The sequence below is a fragment of the Frigoribacterium sp. Leaf172 genome, from assembly GCF_001424285.1.
Lineage (GTDB): Bacteria > Actinomycetota > Actinomycetes > Actinomycetales > Microbacteriaceae > Frigoribacterium.
Map to the genome: position 1 here is coordinate 1,124,647 of NZ_LMPB01000002.1, position 19,430 is coordinate 1,144,076.

General features: G+C 71.7%; 18 protein-coding genes. 6 read left to right on the forward strand and 12 right to left on the reverse strand.

What is annotated here, in order from left to right; genetic code table 11:
- Positions 1 to 9 precede the first annotated feature (9 nt).
- Together ASF89_RS11515 and ASF89_RS11520 are read right to left on the reverse strand one after the other, a co-directional pair.
- Entirely contained in the window at positions 10 to 600 is a 591-nt protein-coding gene (locus tag ASF89_RS11515; protein WP_055814640.1) for a thermonuclease family protein, read from the reverse strand.
- Entirely contained in the window at positions 597 to 1,979 is a 1,383-nt protein-coding gene (locus tag ASF89_RS11520; protein WP_055814965.1) for an MFS transporter, read from the reverse strand. The genes ASF89_RS11515 and ASF89_RS11520 overlap by 4 nt, the downstream gene beginning before the upstream one ends.
- A 191-nt stretch (positions 1,980 to 2,170) precedes the next feature.
- Between ASF89_RS11520 and ASF89_RS15965 the strand changes: the two genes are divergently transcribed.
- Positions 2,171 to 2,308 carry a hypothetical protein gene (locus tag ASF89_RS15965; protein WP_200913432.1) on the forward strand — a complete coding sequence of 46 codons (138 nt, stop codon included), beginning with the start codon at positions 2,171 to 2,173 and terminating at the stop codon, positions 2,306 to 2,308.
- A 138-nt stretch (positions 2,309 to 2,446) separates the two neighbouring features.
- On the opposite strand, the gene ASF89_RS11530 is transcribed toward ASF89_RS15965, so the two are convergent.
- Positions 2,447 to 3,646, reverse strand: a complete 1,200-nt coding sequence (locus ASF89_RS11530; RefSeq protein ID WP_156463374.1) for a GAF domain-containing protein — start codon at positions 3,644 to 3,646, stop codon at positions 2,447 to 2,449.
- A gap of 226 nt (positions 3,647 to 3,872) precedes the next feature.
- Entirely contained in the window at positions 3,873 to 4,496 is a 624-nt protein-coding gene (locus tag ASF89_RS11535; RefSeq protein ID WP_156463375.1) for a DUF6518 family protein, read from the reverse strand.
- A 168-nt stretch (positions 4,497 to 4,664) separates the two neighbouring features.
- Here ASF89_RS11535 and ASF89_RS11540 point away from each other — a divergent pair, with 168 nt between their 5' ends.
- From ASF89_RS11540 to ASF89_RS11550, 3 genes are all read left to right on the forward strand, one after another.
- A complete protein-coding gene (locus tag ASF89_RS11540; protein WP_055814651.1) occupies positions 4,665 to 6,635 on the forward strand; it encodes a BCCT family transporter in 1,971 nt (656 codons plus the stop codon).
- 129 nt (positions 6,636 to 6,764) lie between these two features.
- Entirely contained in the window at positions 6,765 to 7,286 is a 522-nt protein-coding gene (locus tag ASF89_RS11545; RefSeq protein WP_055795695.1) for a helix-turn-helix domain-containing protein, read from the forward strand.
- The gene (locus ASF89_RS11550; protein WP_055814656.1) at positions 7,283 to 8,578 is read left to right on the forward strand and encodes an MFS transporter; all 1,296 of its coding nucleotides are present in this window, start codon (positions 7,283 to 7,285) and stop codon (positions 8,576 to 8,578) included. The genes ASF89_RS11545 and ASF89_RS11550 overlap by 4 nt, the downstream gene beginning before the upstream one ends.
- 195 nt (positions 8,579 to 8,773) lie before the next feature.
- On the opposite strand, the gene ASF89_RS11555 is transcribed toward ASF89_RS11550, so the two are convergent.
- The 3 genes from ASF89_RS11555 to ASF89_RS11565 form a co-directional block, all read right to left on the reverse strand.
- Positions 8,774 to 9,805 (reverse strand): SDR family oxidoreductase, encoded by a 1,032-nt coding sequence (locus ASF89_RS11555; protein ID WP_055814659.1) that lies wholly within the window; start codon positions 9,803 to 9,805, stop codon positions 8,774 to 8,776.
- A gap of 71 nt (positions 9,806 to 9,876) precedes the next feature.
- Positions 9,877 to 11,778, reverse strand: coding sequence for an ABC transporter ATP-binding protein (locus ASF89_RS11560; protein WP_055814662.1), 1,902 nt, complete (start codon positions 11,776 to 11,778; stop codon positions 9,877 to 9,879).
- An 89-nt stretch (positions 11,779 to 11,867) separates the two neighbouring features.
- Entirely contained in the window at positions 11,868 to 12,251 is a 384-nt protein-coding gene (locus ASF89_RS11565) for a MerR family transcriptional regulator (RefSeq protein WP_055795686.1), read from the reverse strand.
- Between the two features lie 203 nt (positions 12,252 to 12,454).
- Between ASF89_RS11565 and ASF89_RS11570 the strand changes: the two genes are divergently transcribed.
- Positions 12,455 to 13,978 (forward strand): SulP family inorganic anion transporter, encoded by a 1,524-nt coding sequence (locus ASF89_RS11570; RefSeq protein WP_055814665.1) that lies wholly within the window; start codon positions 12,455 to 12,457, stop codon positions 13,976 to 13,978.
- A gap of 77 nt (positions 13,979 to 14,055) precedes the next feature.
- Here ASF89_RS11570 and ASF89_RS11575 read toward each other — a convergent pair whose 3' ends face one another.
- The gene (locus tag ASF89_RS11575) at positions 14,056 to 14,469 is read right to left on the reverse strand and encodes a hypothetical protein (RefSeq protein WP_055814667.1); all 414 of its coding nucleotides are present in this window, start codon (positions 14,467 to 14,469) and stop codon (positions 14,056 to 14,058) included.
- Between the two features lie 662 nt (positions 14,470 to 15,131).
- Here ASF89_RS11575 and ASF89_RS11585 point away from each other — a divergent pair.
- Entirely contained in the window at positions 15,132 to 15,518 is a 387-nt protein-coding gene (locus tag ASF89_RS11585) for a hypothetical protein (RefSeq protein ID WP_156357304.1), read from the forward strand.
- 501 nt (positions 15,519 to 16,019) lie between these two features.
- On the opposite strand, the gene ASF89_RS11590 is transcribed toward ASF89_RS11585, so the two are convergent.
- The 4 genes from ASF89_RS11590 to ASF89_RS16200 form a co-directional block, all read right to left on the reverse strand.
- A complete protein-coding gene (locus tag ASF89_RS11590) occupies positions 16,020 to 16,583 on the reverse strand; it encodes a hypothetical protein (RefSeq protein WP_055814675.1) in 564 nt (187 codons plus the stop codon).
- A gap of 50 nt (positions 16,584 to 16,633) precedes the next feature.
- The gene (locus ASF89_RS11595) at positions 16,634 to 17,341 is read right to left on the reverse strand and encodes a DUF4232 domain-containing protein (protein WP_055814677.1); all 708 of its coding nucleotides are present in this window, start codon (positions 17,339 to 17,341) and stop codon (positions 16,634 to 16,636) included.
- Between the two features lie 179 nt (positions 17,342 to 17,520).
- The gene (locus tag ASF89_RS11600; RefSeq protein ID WP_055814680.1) at positions 17,521 to 18,687 is read right to left on the reverse strand and encodes an RtcB family protein; all 1,167 of its coding nucleotides are present in this window, start codon (positions 18,685 to 18,687) and stop codon (positions 17,521 to 17,523) included.
- Positions 18,688 to 18,822: 135 nt separating this feature from the next.
- Entirely contained in the window at positions 18,823 to 18,957 is a 135-nt protein-coding gene (locus ASF89_RS16200; protein WP_255354989.1) for a hypothetical protein, read from the reverse strand.
- Positions 18,958 to 19,430: the final 473 nt, after the last annotated feature.

Here is a 19,430-nt window from a genome sequence, read left to right on the forward strand (position 1 = left end):
CCGCGGGCCCTATCGGCAGGCGCCCCAGAGGCCGAGGTCGGCGCGCTCGGCCTCGGCCTCGGCCGCCACGAACCGGTCGCGGTAGCGGTAGGGGTCGTCGTAGGTGTCCTCGCGACCGAAGCCGTCGGCGATCAGATGCTCGTTGAGCATCGTGCCGTCGGGAGCCCACACGTAGCGCAGCAGCCGGTCGTAGCGGTCGGCGTCGCCCTGCGAGGCGTCGGACTCGAGCCAGACCGTCGACCCCCCGGGCAGCAGGCCGGTGGTCTCGTCGCTCGCCTCGGGTCCGAAGCAGTCGACGGGCGCGTCGGGCTTCACCGTCTCGGGGGTGTCCACCCCGATCAGCCGGATTCGCTCCCGCTCGCCCTGCACGCGGACCACCACGGTGTCGCCGTCGACGACCCGCTCGACCACGGCCTCGGCCGTCTCGGTCGGGACGCTCGTCGGCACGGCTCCCCCGCCGGGGCCGTCGCCCGATCCCCCGCCGGCGCCCCCGTCGAGGAGGCGCGGGAACGCCACGAGGACGACCCCGGCCAGCAGCACGACGGCCAGCCCGACGGCGCGACGACGGGTCAGGGGTCGGCGACGCCTGCGCGGGCTCATCGGGCGAGCCTCGTGCCGCGCAGCTCGGGGAGCCGGGTCGCGGCGACGGCCCCGATCACGAACACGGCGCCGAAGACCACGAACAGGGTCGGCGGACCGCCGAGGGCCAGCACGGGCGGTACCGAGAGCGGCGCTGCGATCGAGGCGAGGCGGCCGACGCCGGCGGCCCACCCGGCCCCGGTGCCGCGCAGGGCGGTCGGGTAGAGCTCGGGGGTCACGGCGTAGAGGGCGCCCCACGCGCCGAGGTTGAAGAACGACAGGAGCATCCCGGACACCAGGATCTGCGTCACGCTGCCGCTGACCGCGCCGAAGCCGAAGAACCCGGCCGCGATCGCCGAGCCGAGCAGGAACGACGCCAGCGTGCCCCGACGCCCCCATCTCTCGATCAACCAGGCCGAGGCCGCGTAGCCGGGCAGCTGCGCCAGGGTGATGATCAGGACGTACTCGAACGAGCGCACGAGCGGGAATCCCTGCGCCACGAGCAGCGTCGGCAGCCAGACGAAGGCGCCGTAGTACGAGAAGTTGGTCATGAACCAGACGATCCAGATCGGCACCGTACGGCGCGCCATCCCGGCGCCGAAGAGCTCGGCGACCGAGGTGCGGGGCGATGAGGCGACGACCCGCGCCTCCTCCGATGGCATCGTCGCCGGGGCGGCCACGCCCGCGGCCTCCTCGAAGTCGCGGACCGTGCGCTCGGCCTCGGCGTGACGCCCCCGCGATTCGAGGTAGCGCACCGACTCGGGCATGCGGAGGCGGACGAACACGGCGTAGAGGGCGGGCGCCGCCCCGATCAGCAGAGCCCAGCGCCAGCCGTCGTCGCTGGTCGGGATGACCAGGAAGCCCACGAGGGCGGCCCCGATCGAGCCGACGGCCCAGAACGCCTCGAGCAGCACGACGACGCGACCGCGGATGCGGCGCGGCGAGAACTCGCTGACGAGCGTCGAGGCGACGGGGAGCTCCGACCCGAGACCCAGCCCGACGACGAACCGGAGCACCAGCAGGACGCCGACCGACCACGAGAGGGCCGAGAGGCCGGTCGCCAGCCCGTAGAGTAGCAGGGTCAGCGCGAAGACGGTCTTGCGGCCGAGCCGATCGGCCAGCGAACCGCCGACCGCGGCTCCGATCGCCATCCCCGCGAAGCCGGCGGAGGCGACCCAGGCCAGCTGACCGGCCTGATCGCTCCACACCACCGCGAGCTGGGCGATGACGAACGACAGCAGACCGACGTCGAGGGCGTCGAGGGCCCAGCCGACGCCCGAGCCGACGAGGAGGCGGCGGTGCTTCGACGTGAAGGGGAGGTCGTCGAGACGGTCGCTGCGGGAGGGCGCCGCGGCCGGTGAGGGCGGAGTCGGGGGGCGGTCGGCGAGGTCGTCGCTCATGTCGGTCACCTGGGTCTCGGGGCGGGCGGGGCGCGCGGGTCGGAGGCGGGTGCGCGGGGACCACGGTAGCGTCCGGCACCGACACGGCCGGGCCCGAAGCTGCCAACCCGCCTGCGGGGGCGTGCGGCGGGGCCCGTTGCGCCTAGGCTCCAGCGACCGGACCATCGAGGTCCAGGTACGGAGGCACCACCATGGCAGAGAAATCAGCGAAAAAGGGAACAGCCAAGACGGCGGTCCGCTCACTCAAGGAGAAGCGCGCCGACAAGAAGGACAAGCGGGAGGGCGTCAGCCACTCCGAGGACGCCGTGTCGAACGTGAAGAAGCGCTGACACCGCCCCAGATCGACGTCTGACGACGAGCGGCATCGTGCGCCTCGCCACCCCTGCGGGTGCGGGAGCACGGTGCCGCGTCGTCGTCCCGGGGCGAGGCGGCACCCGTCCGACCGCACCGGCGCACGCCGCGACCGGTCAGTCCCGGTCGCGCCAGAGGTGCGCCTGGACCCCCTCGGCCATGCTGCGGAGCAGCGCGGCGTCGTGGGGTGTGAACCTCCGCGGCTCGGTGTCCATGATGCAGAGCGCCCCCACGCGGTGTCCGTCCGGCGACTCGATCGGGTATCCCGCATAGAATCGGACGCCCGGATCGCCGGCCACGATCGAGTAGTCGGCGTATCGGGAGTCGAGACTCGCGTCCTCGACGACGAAGTGCGAGGCGCGCCGGATCGTGAGGTCGCAGAACGCCTCGTCCCGGGGCAGGACCACCGGGTCGATGCCCCGAGCCGCGCGCATGACCTGAACGTCGCTCTCGACGAGCGTCACCGCGGCGATCGACGTGCCGAACGCCTGCCGGGCCCTCTCGGCGAGAGCGTCGAGCCCGGCGTCCTCCTCCGTGACGGGGCGGCGATCGGCGAGGGCGAGGAGCGCCTCCTGCCGTCTCCGCTCGTCGTCCTCCTCCGTGCTGCGCGCAGCCGCCCGGGCCGGATCGAGGGAGGCGCTGACGCGCACCGCGATCGCCTCGGCCCAGCGGCGGTACGCGGAGGACCCCTCGGGCTCTGAGGCTGCCGACGCGTCGACGGGGACGACCTCGACCCCGGGGAGGCGCGCCACGAGCGCCGACGTCGCCTCGTTCATCGTCCGGACGTGCCGATCCACCACGCGCGCCAGTGATCGCGGGAATCCCGGCACGGCCCCGAAGGAGGCGATCGGGAGGACGAGGATGCGCGTGGCCGCCGGCGACCGCCCGGCGACGTCGTCGAGCAGGGTGCCCAGGGCCTCCTCCCACGCCGGGACCGGTGTCAGGGCGAGCGCCTCGTTCGCGCCGACCATCAGGACGACGACGTCGAAGCGCTCGAGATCGACGTCGGCCAGAGCGGACAGACAGCTGTCCGCGGTCATGTCGCCCGTGACGACGGCGTCGACGTCGGTCGCCCGACCCGTGCGCCCGGTGAGCGCCCGCGCGAGGGATGCGGGCAGCCCGAGGTCGCGGGTGAGCACGGCGCGGCCGGTCGCCGCTCCATCCCCCGCGAGGAGGACGCGGTCGGGGTCGGCTCCTCGTGCGTTGACGTGCGGGGAGTCGGCGGGCATGTCGTGGCGACGCCACGATGCGGCGCTCGTCGAGAGCCACCAGCCGATGAGCGGCCGGGCGATGAGATGACGGGGGGAGACGATCATGCGGACCTCGTGCGCATCGGGTCCGCGGAGCACCGGCCCCGAGACGACGACCGTCGAGCGGCGGTCGCCGTCGACGGACTCGGCAGGGTCTGATCCGAGGCACGATCCGCGGCCATCCGCGGCGTGCTCGGCCACAGTACTCCGCGTTCCTCCCGGACGCCGCGCCTCCGGTGGGGTCCGCTTCCGCTCCGCGAGGGAACGGCCCGTCACGGATCGTTCCGGCCGGTCAGACGGCGCTGAAGAGCACCACGAACAGGGCGGCGCCCACGATCGTCAGGCCGACCGCGAGCCCCCGGTCGCGCCGGGCCACGAGGAGGCGGCTCGCCGTCCAGGCGAGGAAGCCGAGGCCGACGGCGATGCTCAGCACCCAGTAGAGCCACCCCGTCGTCTCGACGACCCGGAGGAGCCCCCAGGCGCCGTCGCCGATCATGACCGCCGCGAACACCGCGGCCCCCACCGCCCGCCGCACGCCCGAGGCGGAACGCCACCAGAGCCCCGCCAGCCCGATGACCGGGCCCGCGAGCGACGCCACGACGAAGAAGAAGTCGCCGGGCCCGTAGGAGTCCGGGAAGCCGCGGAGGGTCGACACGATCGCATAGCCCTGGAGGAGAGCATGGAAGACGACGAGTCCGACGCCCGCGGCGACCCACCAGGGGCGGGCGCTCGACCACCGCGTAGAGACCACGACCACGGCGAAGGCCAGCAGCGTCCACCCGCTGTTCGAGTTCGCGAACGAGCGGAGCCCGTCGGGCAGGTGCTGCTGCGCGAACGAGGTCGCTCCCCCGAGGAGCAGACCGACGGCCGCGGCGAGCGACCACCAGACGAGGGCGTGGCCGAGGCGTCGTGTCATGTCACCAGGATCGCGGGAGAGCGTCCTGATCGCGTCGGTCTCGAGGACCACCGGCCCGCCGGGAGGATGACATCGGGGCGGATCCCGGTCGCTTTTCAGGGCTCGCCGCCGGTCCGCTCGGCCACCTCGATTAGACGTTTCCCTTCGCATCACGGACAATTTCATCTCATGCAAGGAAACGAGCAGGCCCCGAAACCGACCGATCCGACCGGCGCGAACCCGCATGAACGCACCGCCGGAGGCGCCCGACGCCTCGTCCGTGACCTCACCGAACCACCGCCCGTCGGCGTCCACCCGGCCCTCATACCCGGTCTCGGCGTCGAGCAGACCGGTCGCGTGTTCCGCACCGATCGGGTCGTCTTCGGCGTCGCGATCCTCTTCACGGTCGCGTTCCTCGCCTGGGGCGTCCTCGGCGGCGACAGCCTCGCCTCGACGGCGACGGCCGTGCTCGGCTGGATCATCGAGTACACCGGATGGTTCTTCACCTCGATCGCGACCGTGATCCTCGTCTTCATGCTCTGGGTCGGCTTCGGCCGCTTCGGTCGCATCCGCCTCGGCCGCGACGACGAGGCCCCCGAGTTCTCGATGTTCTCGTGGATCTCGATGCTGTTCGCCGCCGGGATGGGCATCGGCCTCGTCTTCTGGGGCGCCGCCGAGCCGCTGACGTTCTTCGAGAGCCCGCCGCCGGGCACCGACGAGGCCGAGACCGTCGAGGCGATGCACACGGCCCTGACGCAGGTCCTGTACCACTGGGGTCCGCAGGCGTGGTCGTTCTACGCCCTGATCGGCGGGGCGATCGCCTACGGCGCCTACCGTCGTGGCCGGACGCCGCTGATCTCCTCGATCTTCGCCTCGCTGCTCGGCGAGGACCGCACCCAGGGCCCCATCGGCAAGACCATCGACATCTTCGCGATCATCGTGACGCTCTTCGGCACGGCGGCCTCGCTCGGTCTCGGCGCCCTCCAGATCGGCCACGGAGTCGAGCTGATCAGCGGCATAGGCCAGGCCGGCAACGCCCTGCTCGTCGGGGTCATCACCGTGCTCACGATCGCGTTCATCATCTCCGCCGTCTCGGGCGTCTCGCGGGGCATCCAGGCGCTGTCGAACATCAACACCGTCGTCGCGCTCCTGCTGGCGCTGTTCGTCTTCTTCGTCGGACCGTCGATGCTGATCCTCAACGTCATCCCGTCGGTCGCCGCGCAGTTCGTCGGCGATCTGCCGATGATGATCGGCCGCTCCGGTTCGCAGGGCGAGGAGGCGCAGGCGTTCCTCTCCAGCTGGACGATCTTCTACTGGGCCTGGTGGATCTCGTGGTCCCCCTTCGTCGGCATGTTCATCGCCAAGATCTCGCGCGGCCGCACCCTGCGCCAGTTCGTCTCGGTCGTCGTGGTCGTCCCGTCGATCGTGTCGTTCATCTGGTTCGCCATCTTCGGCGTCACCGCCATCGATCAGCGGATGAACGACGCGCCGCTGCCCAGCAGCCCTCCGGAGGAGGTCCTGTTCGGCATGCTCGGCAGCCTGCCGCTGGCCGGTGTCACGACGGTGATCGCCGCGGTGCTCGTCGCCATCTTCTTCATCACCGGAGCCGACTCGGCCTCGCTGGTCATGGGCACCCTGTCGCAGCAGGGCCGCCCCGAGCCGTCGCGCTGGGTGACGGTGACCTGGGGTGTCCTCGTCGGGGCCATCGCGGCGGTGCTGCTCGTCGCGGGAGGTGAGGACGGGGCGGGTCTCAGCGCGCTGCAGAACGTCACGATCATCGCGGCTCTGCCGTTCGCGATCATCATGGCGTTCATCATGATCGCGTTCACGAAGGACCTCCGTCGTGACCCGCTCATCCTCCGCGACGAGTACGCCGAACGCGTCGTGCGGCACAGCGTCCGCAACGGCCTCGAGGAGTACGGCGACGACTTCGCGCTCGTCCCCGCCGCCTACGACCACTCGCAGGACGATCTGGCCTGGGTCGAGCACGAGCCCGACGAGGCGCTCAGCGCGTCGTACGCCGCGGCCGAGGCCGAGGCGACAACCGACGCGGACGCGACGGCCGAGTCCGAGTCCGAATCCGAGTCCGACGCGACCGTGGCCGAGGGGGCCGCACCCGGCAGCAGCGCGGACGACAGGACAGGCCGCGACCGCACCTGATCCGTTCGCACCGCCGCACCATCCCCCGAGGCGCCCCGCTCGACATCCGAGCGGGGCGCCTCCTCGTCTCCCACCACGACCCCCAAAGAGACATTTGACGGTCGGCCGGCGAGCGCCCACGATTACCGCATGTCCGACCTCGACGAACTGCGCGCCACCGCTCACCCGATCCGCCTCCGCCTCCTCTCGCTCCTGACGGGGGCGGCCATGAGCGCCGCCGAGTCCGGACGCGAGCTGGGGGTTTCGCAGGCGACCGCGAGCTACCACCTGCGCGTCCTCGAGCGCGTCGGGCTCGTGACCGTCGTCGACGTGGTGCGGATCCGGGGCGGCGACGCGAAGCGCTACCGGCATCTGTCGTCGGCGCGGCCGTTCCCGCCCGAGCCGACTCCGGCCGTCGCGGGCGACGACCTGCGTGCCGAATACGTCGAGGCTCTCGTCGACGAGCTCCGTCGGCGCTCGCGCCTCAGGACCGGAGGGCACCAGATCTCGACCGACGCCGAGCTGTGGGTCGACCCCGAGACCTGGCGTCGCGTCGTCCATCACGTGGGCCAGGCGTCGTCCCTCCTGCACGCGGCGGCGCAGCCCCCGCGCACGCCGGGCACGCGGCCCGTGTCGATGACGGCGGCGCTGTTCCCGATGAGGCGACGATGACCGGAGACCGAGGAGGCGCCTCCTCGACTCCCGGAACCGCCGGCGCGCGAGGCGGTCCCCTCGCGCATCGCGCCTTCCGGTGGCTGCTCGCCGCGCGGACGACCAGCATCCTCGGCAACTCCGTCGCACCCATCGCGCTGGCCTTCGCCGTGCTCGACCTCACGGGCTCGGCGGCCGACCTGGGCCTCGTCGTCGCCGCCCGGTCGATCGCGAACGTGGCGGTGCTGCTGCTCGGCGGCGTGATCGCCGACCGGCTGCCGCGCGACGTCGTGCTCGTGGGAGCCTCCCTGGCGGCCGCGGCGACCCAGGCCGTGGTCGCCGCGCTCGTCATCACCGGGGCGGCGACGATCCCGCTGCTCGTGGTGTTGAGCGTGCTGAACGGAGCGGTCGCCGCCGTCAGCCTGCCGGCGGCCGCGGCGCTGGTGCCCGAGACGGTTCCGTCGGCGCTGCTGCGACCGGCGAACGCGCTCCTCCGGCTGGGACTGAGCACGGGCGGCATCCTCGGCGCCTCCGCCGGAGCCGGTCTCGTCGCCGTCGTCGGACCGGGGTGGGGGCTCGCCGTCGACGCGGCGGGCTTCGCCGTGGCCGGCGCCCTCTTCGCGCGACTGCGACTGCCCGCGGCGGCTCGCCCGGTCTCGGAGGGCGGAGGGCCGACGACGGTGCTCGCCGACCTGCGCGAGGGCTGGCACGAGTTCACCCGCCGCTCGTGGGTGTGGATCGTGGTCGCGCAGTTCGCCGTCCTCAACGCCGCCTTCGTCGGAGCGACGACGGTGCTCGGCCCCGTCGTCGCCGACGAGTCGTTCGGGCGCGCCGCCTGGGGCCTCGTCGTCGCGGCCCAGACCGTCGGCCTGGCCGTCGGGGCGCTCGTGGCCCTCCGCTGGCGCCCGCGGCGGGCACTGGCCGTCGGGGTGGGGCTCATGGCCGTGACCGCGGTGCCGGTCGCGACCCTCGGGCTGGCTCCCGCCCTGCCGGTGCTCGTCGCGGCCTTCCTGCTCGGGGGCGTCGCCCTCGAGATCTTCGCCATCTCGTGGGATCAGTCGCTGCAGACCCGCATCCCCCGGGAGGCGCTGGCCCGGGTGTACTCGTACGACATGGTCGGCTCGTTCGTCGCCATCCCCCTCGGCGAGATCCTCGTGGGCCCGGCCGCGCACGTGTTCGGCGCGCGGTCGACGCTCGTCGCGTGCGCACTCGTCATCGTCCTGGCGACCACGGCAGCGCTCTCGGCACCGAGCGTGCGGCGCCTCCGCGCCGATGTGCCGGACGCCGCGGTCCGAGAGGCATCCGCGGCGTGATGAGCGGGTTCCGTAGACGCCTCTGTACGAATTGCGAGGGACGTTCACGGCCACGTCGACAACCCGAGGTCCATGCGTTGTAATCATCCAGGGAGGCGCGCGGTTCACGCGCCGGAACGGCCTCGGTTTCGGGACCGACCGTCCACCCCGACCGGCCACCGCGACGGCTCTGATCCCCGTCGCGTCGGCCGTGTCTCACTCGCCGGTCCCGAGGGGGTCCTCTCCCTGTCCGCCGAAGCCGCGAGCGCCCGCGAGGAGGCGGTCGAAGGCCCGTTCCGCCGCCGGGTCGGTCTCGCGACGTGACGAGTCGTCGTCGAACCACTCGATGATCTCGCGAGCGCCCGTGGCCCACGACGTCGTCGCCTGCCAGCCGGGGACGAACGCCTTGACCTTCGAGTTGTCGAACACGACCGAGTGCGCCTTGTCGCCGAGGAGCCCCGGGCCCCACTCGGGCTCGACGACGGCGACGCTCTCGCTCGCCACGTGGACGAGCCTCGGGTCGTCGACCCCGGCCGCGGCGGCGAGGGTCGTGTAGATCTGGTCCCACGGCAGGGCCTCATCGGAGGTGATGTGGAACACGTCGCCGACCGCGGCCGGGAGTCCCAGCAGTCCGACGAACGCCCGTGCGAAGTCGACGTGATGCGTGAGGGTCCAGAGCGACGTCCCGTCGCCCGGGACGACGACCTCGAGGCCGCGGCGCATCCGGTCGACGACGGTCCAGCCGCCGGTGACGGGGAGGGAGGTGCGGTCGTAGGTGTGCGAGGGCCGGATGATCGTGACCGGGAAGCCCTGATCGCGGTAGGCGCCGACGAGGAGGTCCTCGCAGGCGATCTTGTCGCGGGAGTACTGCCAGAACGGGTTGCGCAGCGGCGACGACTCGCGGATCGGCAGCGCGGCGACCGGCTTCTGATAGGCCGACGCCGAACTGATGAACACGTACTGGCCGGTGCGACCGGTGAAGAGGTCGATGTCGGCCTGCACCTGGTCGGGGGTGAAGGCGACGAAGTCGACGACGACGTCGAACGACCGGTCGCCGAGGGCCCGGCGGATCGAAGCCGGATCCGCGACGTCGCCGGTCAGCACCTCGACCCCGGGAGGCGCGGGTCGGAGCGAGGACGACCCCCGATTGAGCAGGGTGACTCGGTGACCGAGCTCGACGGCTCGGACGGCGGCCGCCGAGCTGATGATGCCGGTGCCGCCGATGAACAGGACTGTCAGCGCTGACATGGTCTTCTTTCTTCGAGGAGGATCAGCCCAGTCTGCTCGCTCCCCGCCGCGGCGGGGCTCGGGGCTCGGGGCTACGACCCGCTCCGCGCCTCCTCGTCGGCCGCGACGTTCTTCTGCACGGCGAACTGGGTCCGGTGCAGCTCCTCGTAGCGCCCCTCCGCGGCGAGCAGCTCCTCGTGCGTGCCGCGCTCGACGATCGAGCCGTCCTCGATCACGAGGATCTGATCGGCGCTGCGGATGGTGGAGAGACGGTGCGCGATCACCATCGCCGTCCGGCCCTCGAGCGCCTCGCTGAGCGCGGCCTGCACGGCGGCCTCCGACGTCGAGTCGAGCGCGGCGGTCGCCTCGTCGAGGATGACGACCCGCGGCTGGGCGAGCAGGAGCCTCGCGATGGTCATCCGCTGGCGCTCTCCCCCGGACAGCCGGTAGCCGCGCTCGCCCACCATGGTGTCCAGCTGATCGGGCAGCGACCGGATGAGCGGTTCGAGGCGGGCGCGGCGGACGGCGTCCCAGACCTCGTCCTCGGACGCCTCGGGCCTCGCGAGGCGCAGGTTGGACAGGATGGTCTCGTGGAACAGGTGGCCGTCCTGCGTCACCATCCCGAGGGTGTGGCGCATCGAGGCGAAGGTCACGTCGCGCACGTCCGTCCCCGCGAGCCGCACCGCGCCGCCGTCGACGTCGTACAGGCGCGAGAGCAGCTGCGCGATCGTCGACTTGCCGGCACCGGACGTGCCGACGAGGGCGACGGTCTGCCCCGGCTCGATGCGGAACGACACGCCGTGCAGCACCTCCTCACCGCCGCGGGTGTCGAGCGTCGCGACCTCCTCGAGCGAGGCGAGCGACACCTTGTCGGCGGACGGGTACGCGAAGCGGACGTCGTCGAACTCGACGCTCACCGGGCCCTCGGGCACGGAGGCGGCGTCGGGCTTCTCGCGGATGAGCGGCTCCAGGTCGAGCACCTCGAAGACGCGCTCGAAGCTGACCACGGCGCTCATGATCTCCACCCGCGCGTTCGCGAGACCGGTGAGGGGCACGTACAGGCGGGTGAGGAGGAGAGCCAGGGTGACCACCTCGCCCGTGTCGAGCTGGTCGGCGAGCGCGAGGGCACCGCCGAGCCCGTAGACGAGCGCCAGGGCGAGGGCGGAGACGAGGGTCAACGCGGTGACGAAGACGAACTGCAGGAGCGCGGTCCGGACCCCGATGTCGCGGACGCGGGCGGCGCGGACGCGGAACTCCGCCGACTCCTCGTCCGGGCGGCCGAAGAGCTTGACGAGGGTGGCTCCGGGCGCCGAGAAGCGCTCGGTCATCTGGGTGCTCATGGCGGAGTTGTGATCGGCGGCCTCGCGGCGCAGGGCGGCGAGACGGCTGCCCATGCGGCGCGCGGGCACGAGGAAGATCGGGAGCATGACGACCGCGAGCACCGTCACGAGCCAGGACGTGCTGAGCATGACGCTCAAGGTGAGGACCAGCGCCACGAGGTTCGTGACCACCCCCGACAGCGTGCCGCTGAAGGCCTGCTGCGCACCGATCACGTCGTTGTTGAGACGGCTCACGAGGGCGCCCGTCCGCGTGCGCGTGAAGAACGCGATCGGCATCTTCTGCACGTGGTCGAACACGGCGGTGCGGAGGTCGAGGATCACGCCCTCGCCGATCCGTGCCGAGTACCAGCGCGTCACGAGCGACACTGCGGCGTCGGCCACGGCCACGAGGGCGATGACGACCGCGAGCCGGACGATCGTGGAGACCGCGCCGCGGGCGACGATCACGTCGACCACCCGACCGGCGAGGACCGGCGTCGCGACCGCGAGGAACGCGCCCACGACGGAGAGGATGATGAAGACCACCAGCTTGGAGCGGTACGGCACGGCGAACGTCATGATCCGGCGGACGGACTCGCGGGAGAAGCCGTGATCGCCGTCTCGGGCGGTCGAGATCTTGTAGAGCGAGCTCCAGGCCGCGCCTTCCATGCTCATGGCGGTTCCTTCCGTGGGTGCCCCGGGCCCAACCTAGACCGTGCTCCCAGGACATCCGCCGCCAGGACCAGGTGACGCCCGGCCGAGCGTCAGCGGGTGCGGAGGAGCTCCACGAATTCGTCGGCCATGTCGAGCTGACGGCGCAGCTTCTCCCGCCGCTCGACCGCCTGCTCGATGAAGCCGGTCAGTCCGGCCCGCAGCTCCGATCGATCGGTGCCGTCGGGGTCCTCCTCGAGTGCGTCGATGATGCGCAGGAGGTCGGCCATCTCGTCGAGACTGAAGCCGAGAGGCTTCATCCGCCGGATCAGGATGAGCCGGTCGTAGTCGGTCTCGGTGTAGAGGCGGAACCCGCCCTCGGTCCGGCCGGAGGCGGACACGAGGCCGATCTCGTCGTAGTGCCGCAGACTCCGCAGCGACATCCCGGACCGCTCGGCGAGTTCGCCGATGTGCATCATGCTGCGCCCGGAGACCATCGGACACCGCCTCTCCAAATCGACCCTTACGTTAGGGTAGAGTTCTGGTCACCGGCTGGACAGCCGGTCGACGTGACCTCCTCCGCCATTCTCCCGCGCTCTCCGGTGCGGTCGAGCAGGCGACGTGCGCGATGACGCGCCCGACCCCCGACATCATCCGATCGGCTCCCACGACGAGAGCCCCGTCTCCGTCAGGAGCCCCCATGACCATCTCCCCCGAAGCGCCCGTCTCGGCCCGGTCTCGCGCCGAGCCCTCGGTGCTGACCGCCCTGCGCAGCCCGAGGATCCTCAGCCGGGAGGTGCTCGCCGGCCTGGTCGTCGCGTTGGCCCTCATCCCCGAGGCGATCTCGTTCTCGATCATCGCCGGCGTCGATCCGCGGGTCGGCCTGTTCTCCTCCTTCGTCATGGCGGTGTCGATCGCGTTCCTCGGAGGCCGGCCGGCGATGATCACCGCGGCGACCGGTGCGATCGCGCTCGTCATCGCCCCGGTCGCGCGCGAGCACGGGGTCGACTACTTCATCGCGACGGTCATCCTCGGCGGGGTCCTCCAGGTCGCGCTGGGCCTGCTCGGCGTGGCGAAGCTCATGCGCTTCATCCCGCGCAGCGTCATGGTCGGCTTCGTCAACGCGCTCGCGATCCTCATCTTCACGGCACAGCTGCCGAACCTCGTCGACGTGCCCTGGATCGTCTACCCGATGGTGGCGGTCGGCATCGGCATCATGGTGTTCGTGCCGCGCCTGACCAGGGTCGTCCCGGCACCGCTGGTGGCGATCGTGCTGCTCACGGCGGCGACCGTGACCGCTGCGATCGCCGTCCCGACCGTCGGCGATCAGGGCGAGCTGCCCGACAGCCTGCCGTCGCTGCTCCTCCCGTCGGTGCCGCTCACCCTCGAGACGTTCACGATCATCGCCCCCTACGCCGTCGCACTGGCGCTCGTCGGGATCCTCGAGTCGCTCATGACCGCCAAGCTCGTCGACGACATCACCGACACCCGCTCCGGCAAGACCCGCGAGACCCTCGGCCAGGGCGGGGCGAACATCCTCTCCGGCCTCTTCGGGGGGATGGGCGGCTGCGCGATGATCGGCCAGACGATGATCAACGTCAAGGCCTCCGGCGCCCGCACCCGCATCTCGACCTTCATGGCGGGCGTCTTCCTGCTGATCCTCGTCGTCGGCCTGGGCGACGTCGTGGCGATGATCCCCATGGCGGCCCTCGTGGCGGTCATGATGATGGTCTCCGTGGGCACCTTCGACTGGCACAGCATCCGGCCGTCGACACTCCGGCGGATGCCGCTCGGCGAGACGATCGTCATGGCGCTCACGGTCGCCGTGGTCGTGATCACGCACAACCTCGCGATCGGCGTCGTGCTCGGCGTCGTGGCCGCGATGATCGTCTTCGCCCACCGGGTGGCGCACCTCGCGACGGTCGAGCGGACGCTCGCGACGAACGACGAGGGCGACGGCCGAGCCCGCTACACGGTCACCGGCGCGCTGTTCTTCGCCTCGAGCAACGACCTCACCACCCGGTTCGAGTACGCCGACGACCCGGAGGACGTCGTCATCGACCTCTCCGGCTCGCACATCTGGGACGCCTCCACCGTGGCAGCGCTCGATGCGATCACGACCAGGTACGACCGGCACGGCAAACGCGCCGTCATCGAGGGCATGAACGAGGCCTCCCGCGGGATGCACGCCCGCCTCGCCGGCGAGCTCGGCGCCGGGCACTGAGCCCGGTCACCTCGTCCCTGACGAGGTCCGCGGACCCGTCCGGCATCGCGCTCGACACGGGGCGGGGGCGGGACCGCCTATCGGGCGGACGGGAAGCGCGTCTCGAGCAGCAGCGCCAGCCTGTCGAGGTCGCCGCGGACGGTGTCGGCGTCGGCCTGGAACTCGGCCTCGGACATGCCGTCGCGGCGGAACAGGGTGAAGATCGCCTCACTGCCGTCATCGTTGGCGACGACCCGGAAGGCGTTCCGCACGACCGTCCCATCCGGCAGGGTCACGTCGTGATCGAGGATCCCCGACGCGACCGGGCCGGTGAAGGCCACCTCGACGACGCCCATGGGCGAGTCCGTGAACCATCGCCCGTCCTCCTCTCGGATGCCGGCGCTGAGACCGGCCGCCCAGAGGGGGAGATCCTCCGGATGCCCGGCGACCCCGGACACCGTCTCGACGTCATGGTCGAAGGGTCGCGAGATGTGCACGGCGGGCCAGGTCATGGCGGGAAGCTAGCACCCGGCACCCGGAAGCGCAGGGTCGTGCAGGCACTCGCCCGACGACACCGATCCAGTGTCGTGATCGAGCGGACGATGCTCGGACTGATGGTGCCGTTGATGATGTCGACCCTGTTCACCGTTTGACATGCGCCTCATGAGGGAGTTCTCTGATGTGCATGGACTCCGAGGGCCGGGACCCAGGCTCGGACATCGTCATCCGGCCGCTGCGACTCGCCAGACGGATGGGTCTCGGGGCGGCCCTGTTCCTGATCGTCGCCGGAGGGGTCTCGATCTGGCAGGGCACCTGGGTCTCCCCGGGCTGGCCTCAGACCGTCACGGGAGCCTCAGCAGCAGTCATCGGAGTCGTGGCGGCGATTCGCAACCACCGGGTGCGGATCGTCCTCCGTCGCGACGAGATGGTCGTCTACGGCCAGCTGTGGTCACGGAGCGTGCCTCGCGCCTCCATCACATCGACAACGCCCTGGCCGTCCGTGAAGTGGACTGATTCTCGCGGGCGAGAACGTTCGACACCGGTCACCCCGCTCTTCACCGGCCGGGATGCCGCCCCGGAACTCGCCGAGCACGCGCTCAGAGGACGGAAGACATTGCACGAGTGGGCAGGGCTAGTGACCTGATCTCATCGTGTGACGATCAGATTCCGGCTGGTGACTCCTGTATTCGCTGCGGCGCTGGTGCTCGCATCCGCTTCGTGCACGAGCGACTCGGCGCCCCCGCCCACTACCCCCTCGGCTTCGGCCACTCCGCAGAGCGCGACTGACGCGCTTCCGACGCCTGCACCGACGGCCGCGTCCATCGTCGATCGAGGCGAGAGGGAAGGTGCTGCCGGAGTCGTCCGCGAGACTCCGGGCGGCACGCTCGAGTACGTCGCCGTCGCCGGCGACGCCACCAGCGCCGTCTGCGACCGCTTCGACCGGCGCTGGTGGCAGATCTCGCGACCCGCCACCGCCGGCCCCTTCGACTGCAACACCGAGGTCGTGGTGGGCGACGTGCTCGTCCCGACGGACGAACCGCAGAACGGACGCCCCGACTAGCGGAAGGCCAGACCCAGCCGAAGACGCCGACTCCCGACACGACGGGAAGTCCGGACGCGGATCGTCACGGCCGGACGATCACCCCGCGGTCCCCTCGAGGGCGAGTTCGAGACCTGAAGGGAGGGCGGGAACGGCTGACGCCTGAACAGCCCGAGGGAGCGCGACACGCCACATCGCGCAGACCCTGAGGACAGAGGCGGCGGGGCCGGCATCACGTACCCGACGTGGTGGCCCCGCCCGTCGGCCGAGGACCCGAATCCCCGATCGACGCTCCCAAACTACGCGCGACAGGTGTCGCCTAGCTGGCAATGCGAGGGGTACAGGGGGTGGCGTCCCTCGTGGTTCGGGCCACGAGGGACGCCTGCCGCGTCGCACGGTGCCGGGCCGACCGTGCGGTGAGTCCGAAGCGCTAGGTGCATCGGGCGACAGCAGTGGACGCTACGCCGCGCGGCGGTGCGCCGCCCATCGGCGTGCGGCCCGGCCGGACCCGGGGGCGACCGATCAGTCCGTCACGGGCGCGACGGCCACGGCGTAGACGGTCGGATCGCCGACGAGGCCGAGGCTGAGGCGAGGCGCATCGGGGCTGCTGTCGTACTCGAAGCTGATCGTCTCATCAGAGCAGGTCGCGTCGGGGGCGTCCGGAGAGGCGGCGTCCTCGGGCTCCGTCAGGTGGACGGTGACGGTCCCGGCGCCGAGGCACGCCACGTCGACGGCGTATCGACCCGCGGGCGCCTCCGGCGCGGACACGGTGAGCCGAGTCGACGTGCCGGGGCCGAGCCCCCCGCTCTGAGCGATCACGCGAGGCGCCGCGCCCTGCGGAGGGAGGGCCGTCGCCGCCCAGTCGGGTATCTCGTCGCGAGGGAGGGGCAGCGCGTCCGAGTCGGCCTCCGCGCCTCCTGAGGGGGTCTCCGATTCCGCCGTCGGCGACGCGGCGACGGAGGGACCGGCGCCGGGCGAGTGCCCGTCGGCGTCTCCGGGCACGCCCGTGCACCCGGAGGCCGCGCCCGCCACGACGACACCGATGACGAGCACGGCGAGGACCCGGGATCGCGATCTGGCGGGCATGGCGGTTCCTCTCGATGGTGCTCGGATCGGGCCGGACGGCGGACCGGCGGTCAGGGGCCGGGCTCGATCGCCCCGACCGAGAGCTGCTGCACGTCAGGGGAGGTGCAGGCCGTGAAGAGCCGTCCCCCGGCCTCGATGTACAGCGACGCCGTCGATCCGGGCGGGTAGACGCGGAATCCCTCGCTCTGCTGGGGCTCGCACTCGGCGTCGTCGTAGTTCCCCGCCTGCACCATCGTCAGGATGGCCTGGGCGTAGCCGCCGGGGGCGATCTCGACGGTCGGATGCGCCGTGGAGCGGTCCAGTGTCGCGGAGGCTCCGAGCTGGGTGCCGTCGCCGCCGCCGACGAACGAGACGCCGGGCCACCCCTGCAGCTCGCAGGTGCGGTCGCCGACGTTCGTGAGGATGAGTGCGACTCCGACGCTGCCGGCGGCACCACCGCCTCCGTCGTCGATGCCGCCCTGCAGCTCGTCGACGGTGCAGCGGTCGCCCACGGAGCCTGCCGTCCCGTCGCCGAGGTCTCCCCCGCCTCCGGAGGCCCCGTCAGGGCCGGGCGTCGACGTCACCGGGGCGCTGGGAGCGGGCGCCGGGGCTGCGGTTCCGGATGCCGTGGGCGCCGGTGTCGGTGTCGGTGTCACGGTCTCCGTCGCCGTGACGGTCTCGGTGGGCGGCGCCGCGCCCTCGGAGGTGCAGCCGGCGAGACCGACGACCAGGAGGGCGGCTGACGCGGTGGCGACGAGGGGGCTCAGACGAACACGCATGCCCCTCACCCTGGCACCGGGCCCTGGATCGTCGCTCACCGCACGGGGAATATCCCTCGCACGACGGAGACCGCGCGACCTCCTGTGGGGCCGACCCCGGTTCGCAGGTGTCGGATCATCTCGGTCTCCCAGCCGGAAGAATCCTCGTCCGAGATGACCCGCACCTCCTGCGCGCCCGGCTAGTCGCCCTTGACGTTGACGATCTGGCGCAGCGTGTGTCGGATCGTCACGAGCTCGGCCGCGTCGGCCATGACCTGGTCGATGGGCTTGTACGCCGCGGGGATCTCATCGAGGAACGCGTCGGTGTCGCGGTACTCGATGCCCTCCATCGCGGTGCGGAGCTCGTCGTGCGTGAACTTCCGGCGTGCGGCGCTCCGCGAGTACGCCCGCCCGGCGCCGTGCGGTGACGACTCGAGGGCGACGGGATGACCCTTGCCCTCGACGACGTAGGAGGCGGTGCCCATGCTGCCGGGGATCAGCCCGGCCTGCCCCGCTCGCGCCGAGATGGCGCCCTTGCGGCTGAGCCACACGTCCTTGCCGAAGTGCCGCTCCCGCTGCGTGAAGTTGTGGTGGCAGTTGATCCGCTCCTGCTCCTCCACCGGCGAGCCGACCCAGTCGGTGAACTGGCGCACGACCCGGTCCATCATCTCCTCGCGGTTCAGCAGGGCGAAGCGCTGAGCCCAGCCGAGCTCGGCGATGTACCGGTCGAACTCCGCGGTGCCCTCGACCAGGTAGGCGAGGTCGGGGTCGGGCAGCGTGATCCACCAGCGCTTCATGGCCGCCTGGGCGATCCTGATGTGCGCCTGCGCGATCCTGTTGCCGACGCCCCGGCTGCCCGAGTGCAGGAACAGCCACACCGCATCCGTCTCGTCGAGGCTGACCTCGATGAAGTGGTTGCCGCTGCCCAGCGTGCCGAGCTGCAGCTGCCAGTTGCGGGCGTACGACGCCGGGTCGAAGCCGGACTCGGCGGCCAGCGCCACGAGCTCCGCGACGCGTGGCTCGGCGGTCGCGACGACCTTGCGGTTGTAGGCGCCGGCCGAGGTCGGCACCGCCCGCTCGATCTGCTCACGCAGGGGCCTGCGGTCGGACGGCAGGTCGTCCGCCGTGAACTGCGTGCGCACGGCGATCATGCCGCAGCCGATGTCGACGCCGACGGCGGCCGGCATGACGGCGCCGAGCGTCGGGATCACCGACCCGACGGTCGCGCCGAGGCCCAGGTGGGCATCGGGCATCAGTGCGAGGTGCGGGTAGATGAACGGCATCGTCGACGTCGTCCTGGCCTGCTGCTCGGTCTTGTCCTCGAGCAGGCTCGCCCAGCTGAACAGCCGGGCAGTGATCTTCTCCATGGTCCTCTCGGTCCTCTGTGGGGTGGGGTGTCGTCGTCCGGGACGGACGGACGCACGCCGACCCTGCAGTGTCGGTGGATGCGAGAGATGCGCCCCGGCCCTCGTGGGCGCGGGGCGTCGGATGACGCGGGCGGCCTACGAGAGGGTGTCGAGTTCGAGCACGGTGATCTGCTGCTGCTCGGGCAGTGCGTGCTGCGCGAGATAGCGGCTCGGACCGGTGCCCCCGAGGAGGCGCGGTGCACGGATGTCGGTCAGGGTGCGATTCGACACGGTGGAGTCCTCTCTCGGGGTGCTCGACGTCGACGAGGCGACGAACGTGCCGACTGTCGGCACGAGACGAGACAGTACAGCCCGGGCGTGTCGCTGTCCATCGCAGCGCGACGAAGCTCGCATCTGAACGACAGGGCCGGGGACGTCCACCTCCGGCGACAGGTGACCTCGCGACGCCGGCGGCACCTGCGCTTCGTGCTGGTCGGTCCGACCTCGGCGTCTGGTGAGCCGCCGTCCCCGAGCACCGCCCCTCTCAACGGGAGAAGCCCCCTCCCGCACAGAGTGCGAGAGGGGGCCCACCGGGATCACCGGCTCCGCCCGTCAGGGCGGAGCCGGCTCGTCGTCACGGATCCGCCCGGGAGGGTTACTCCGTGGCGACGGTGATCTTCGCGACGCCGACGAGCATCTCGTCCTGGACGGCGTCGGTGTTGAAGGTCTGGTTCAGCAGCGCGGCGGCGTCGGGGCTGATGTGC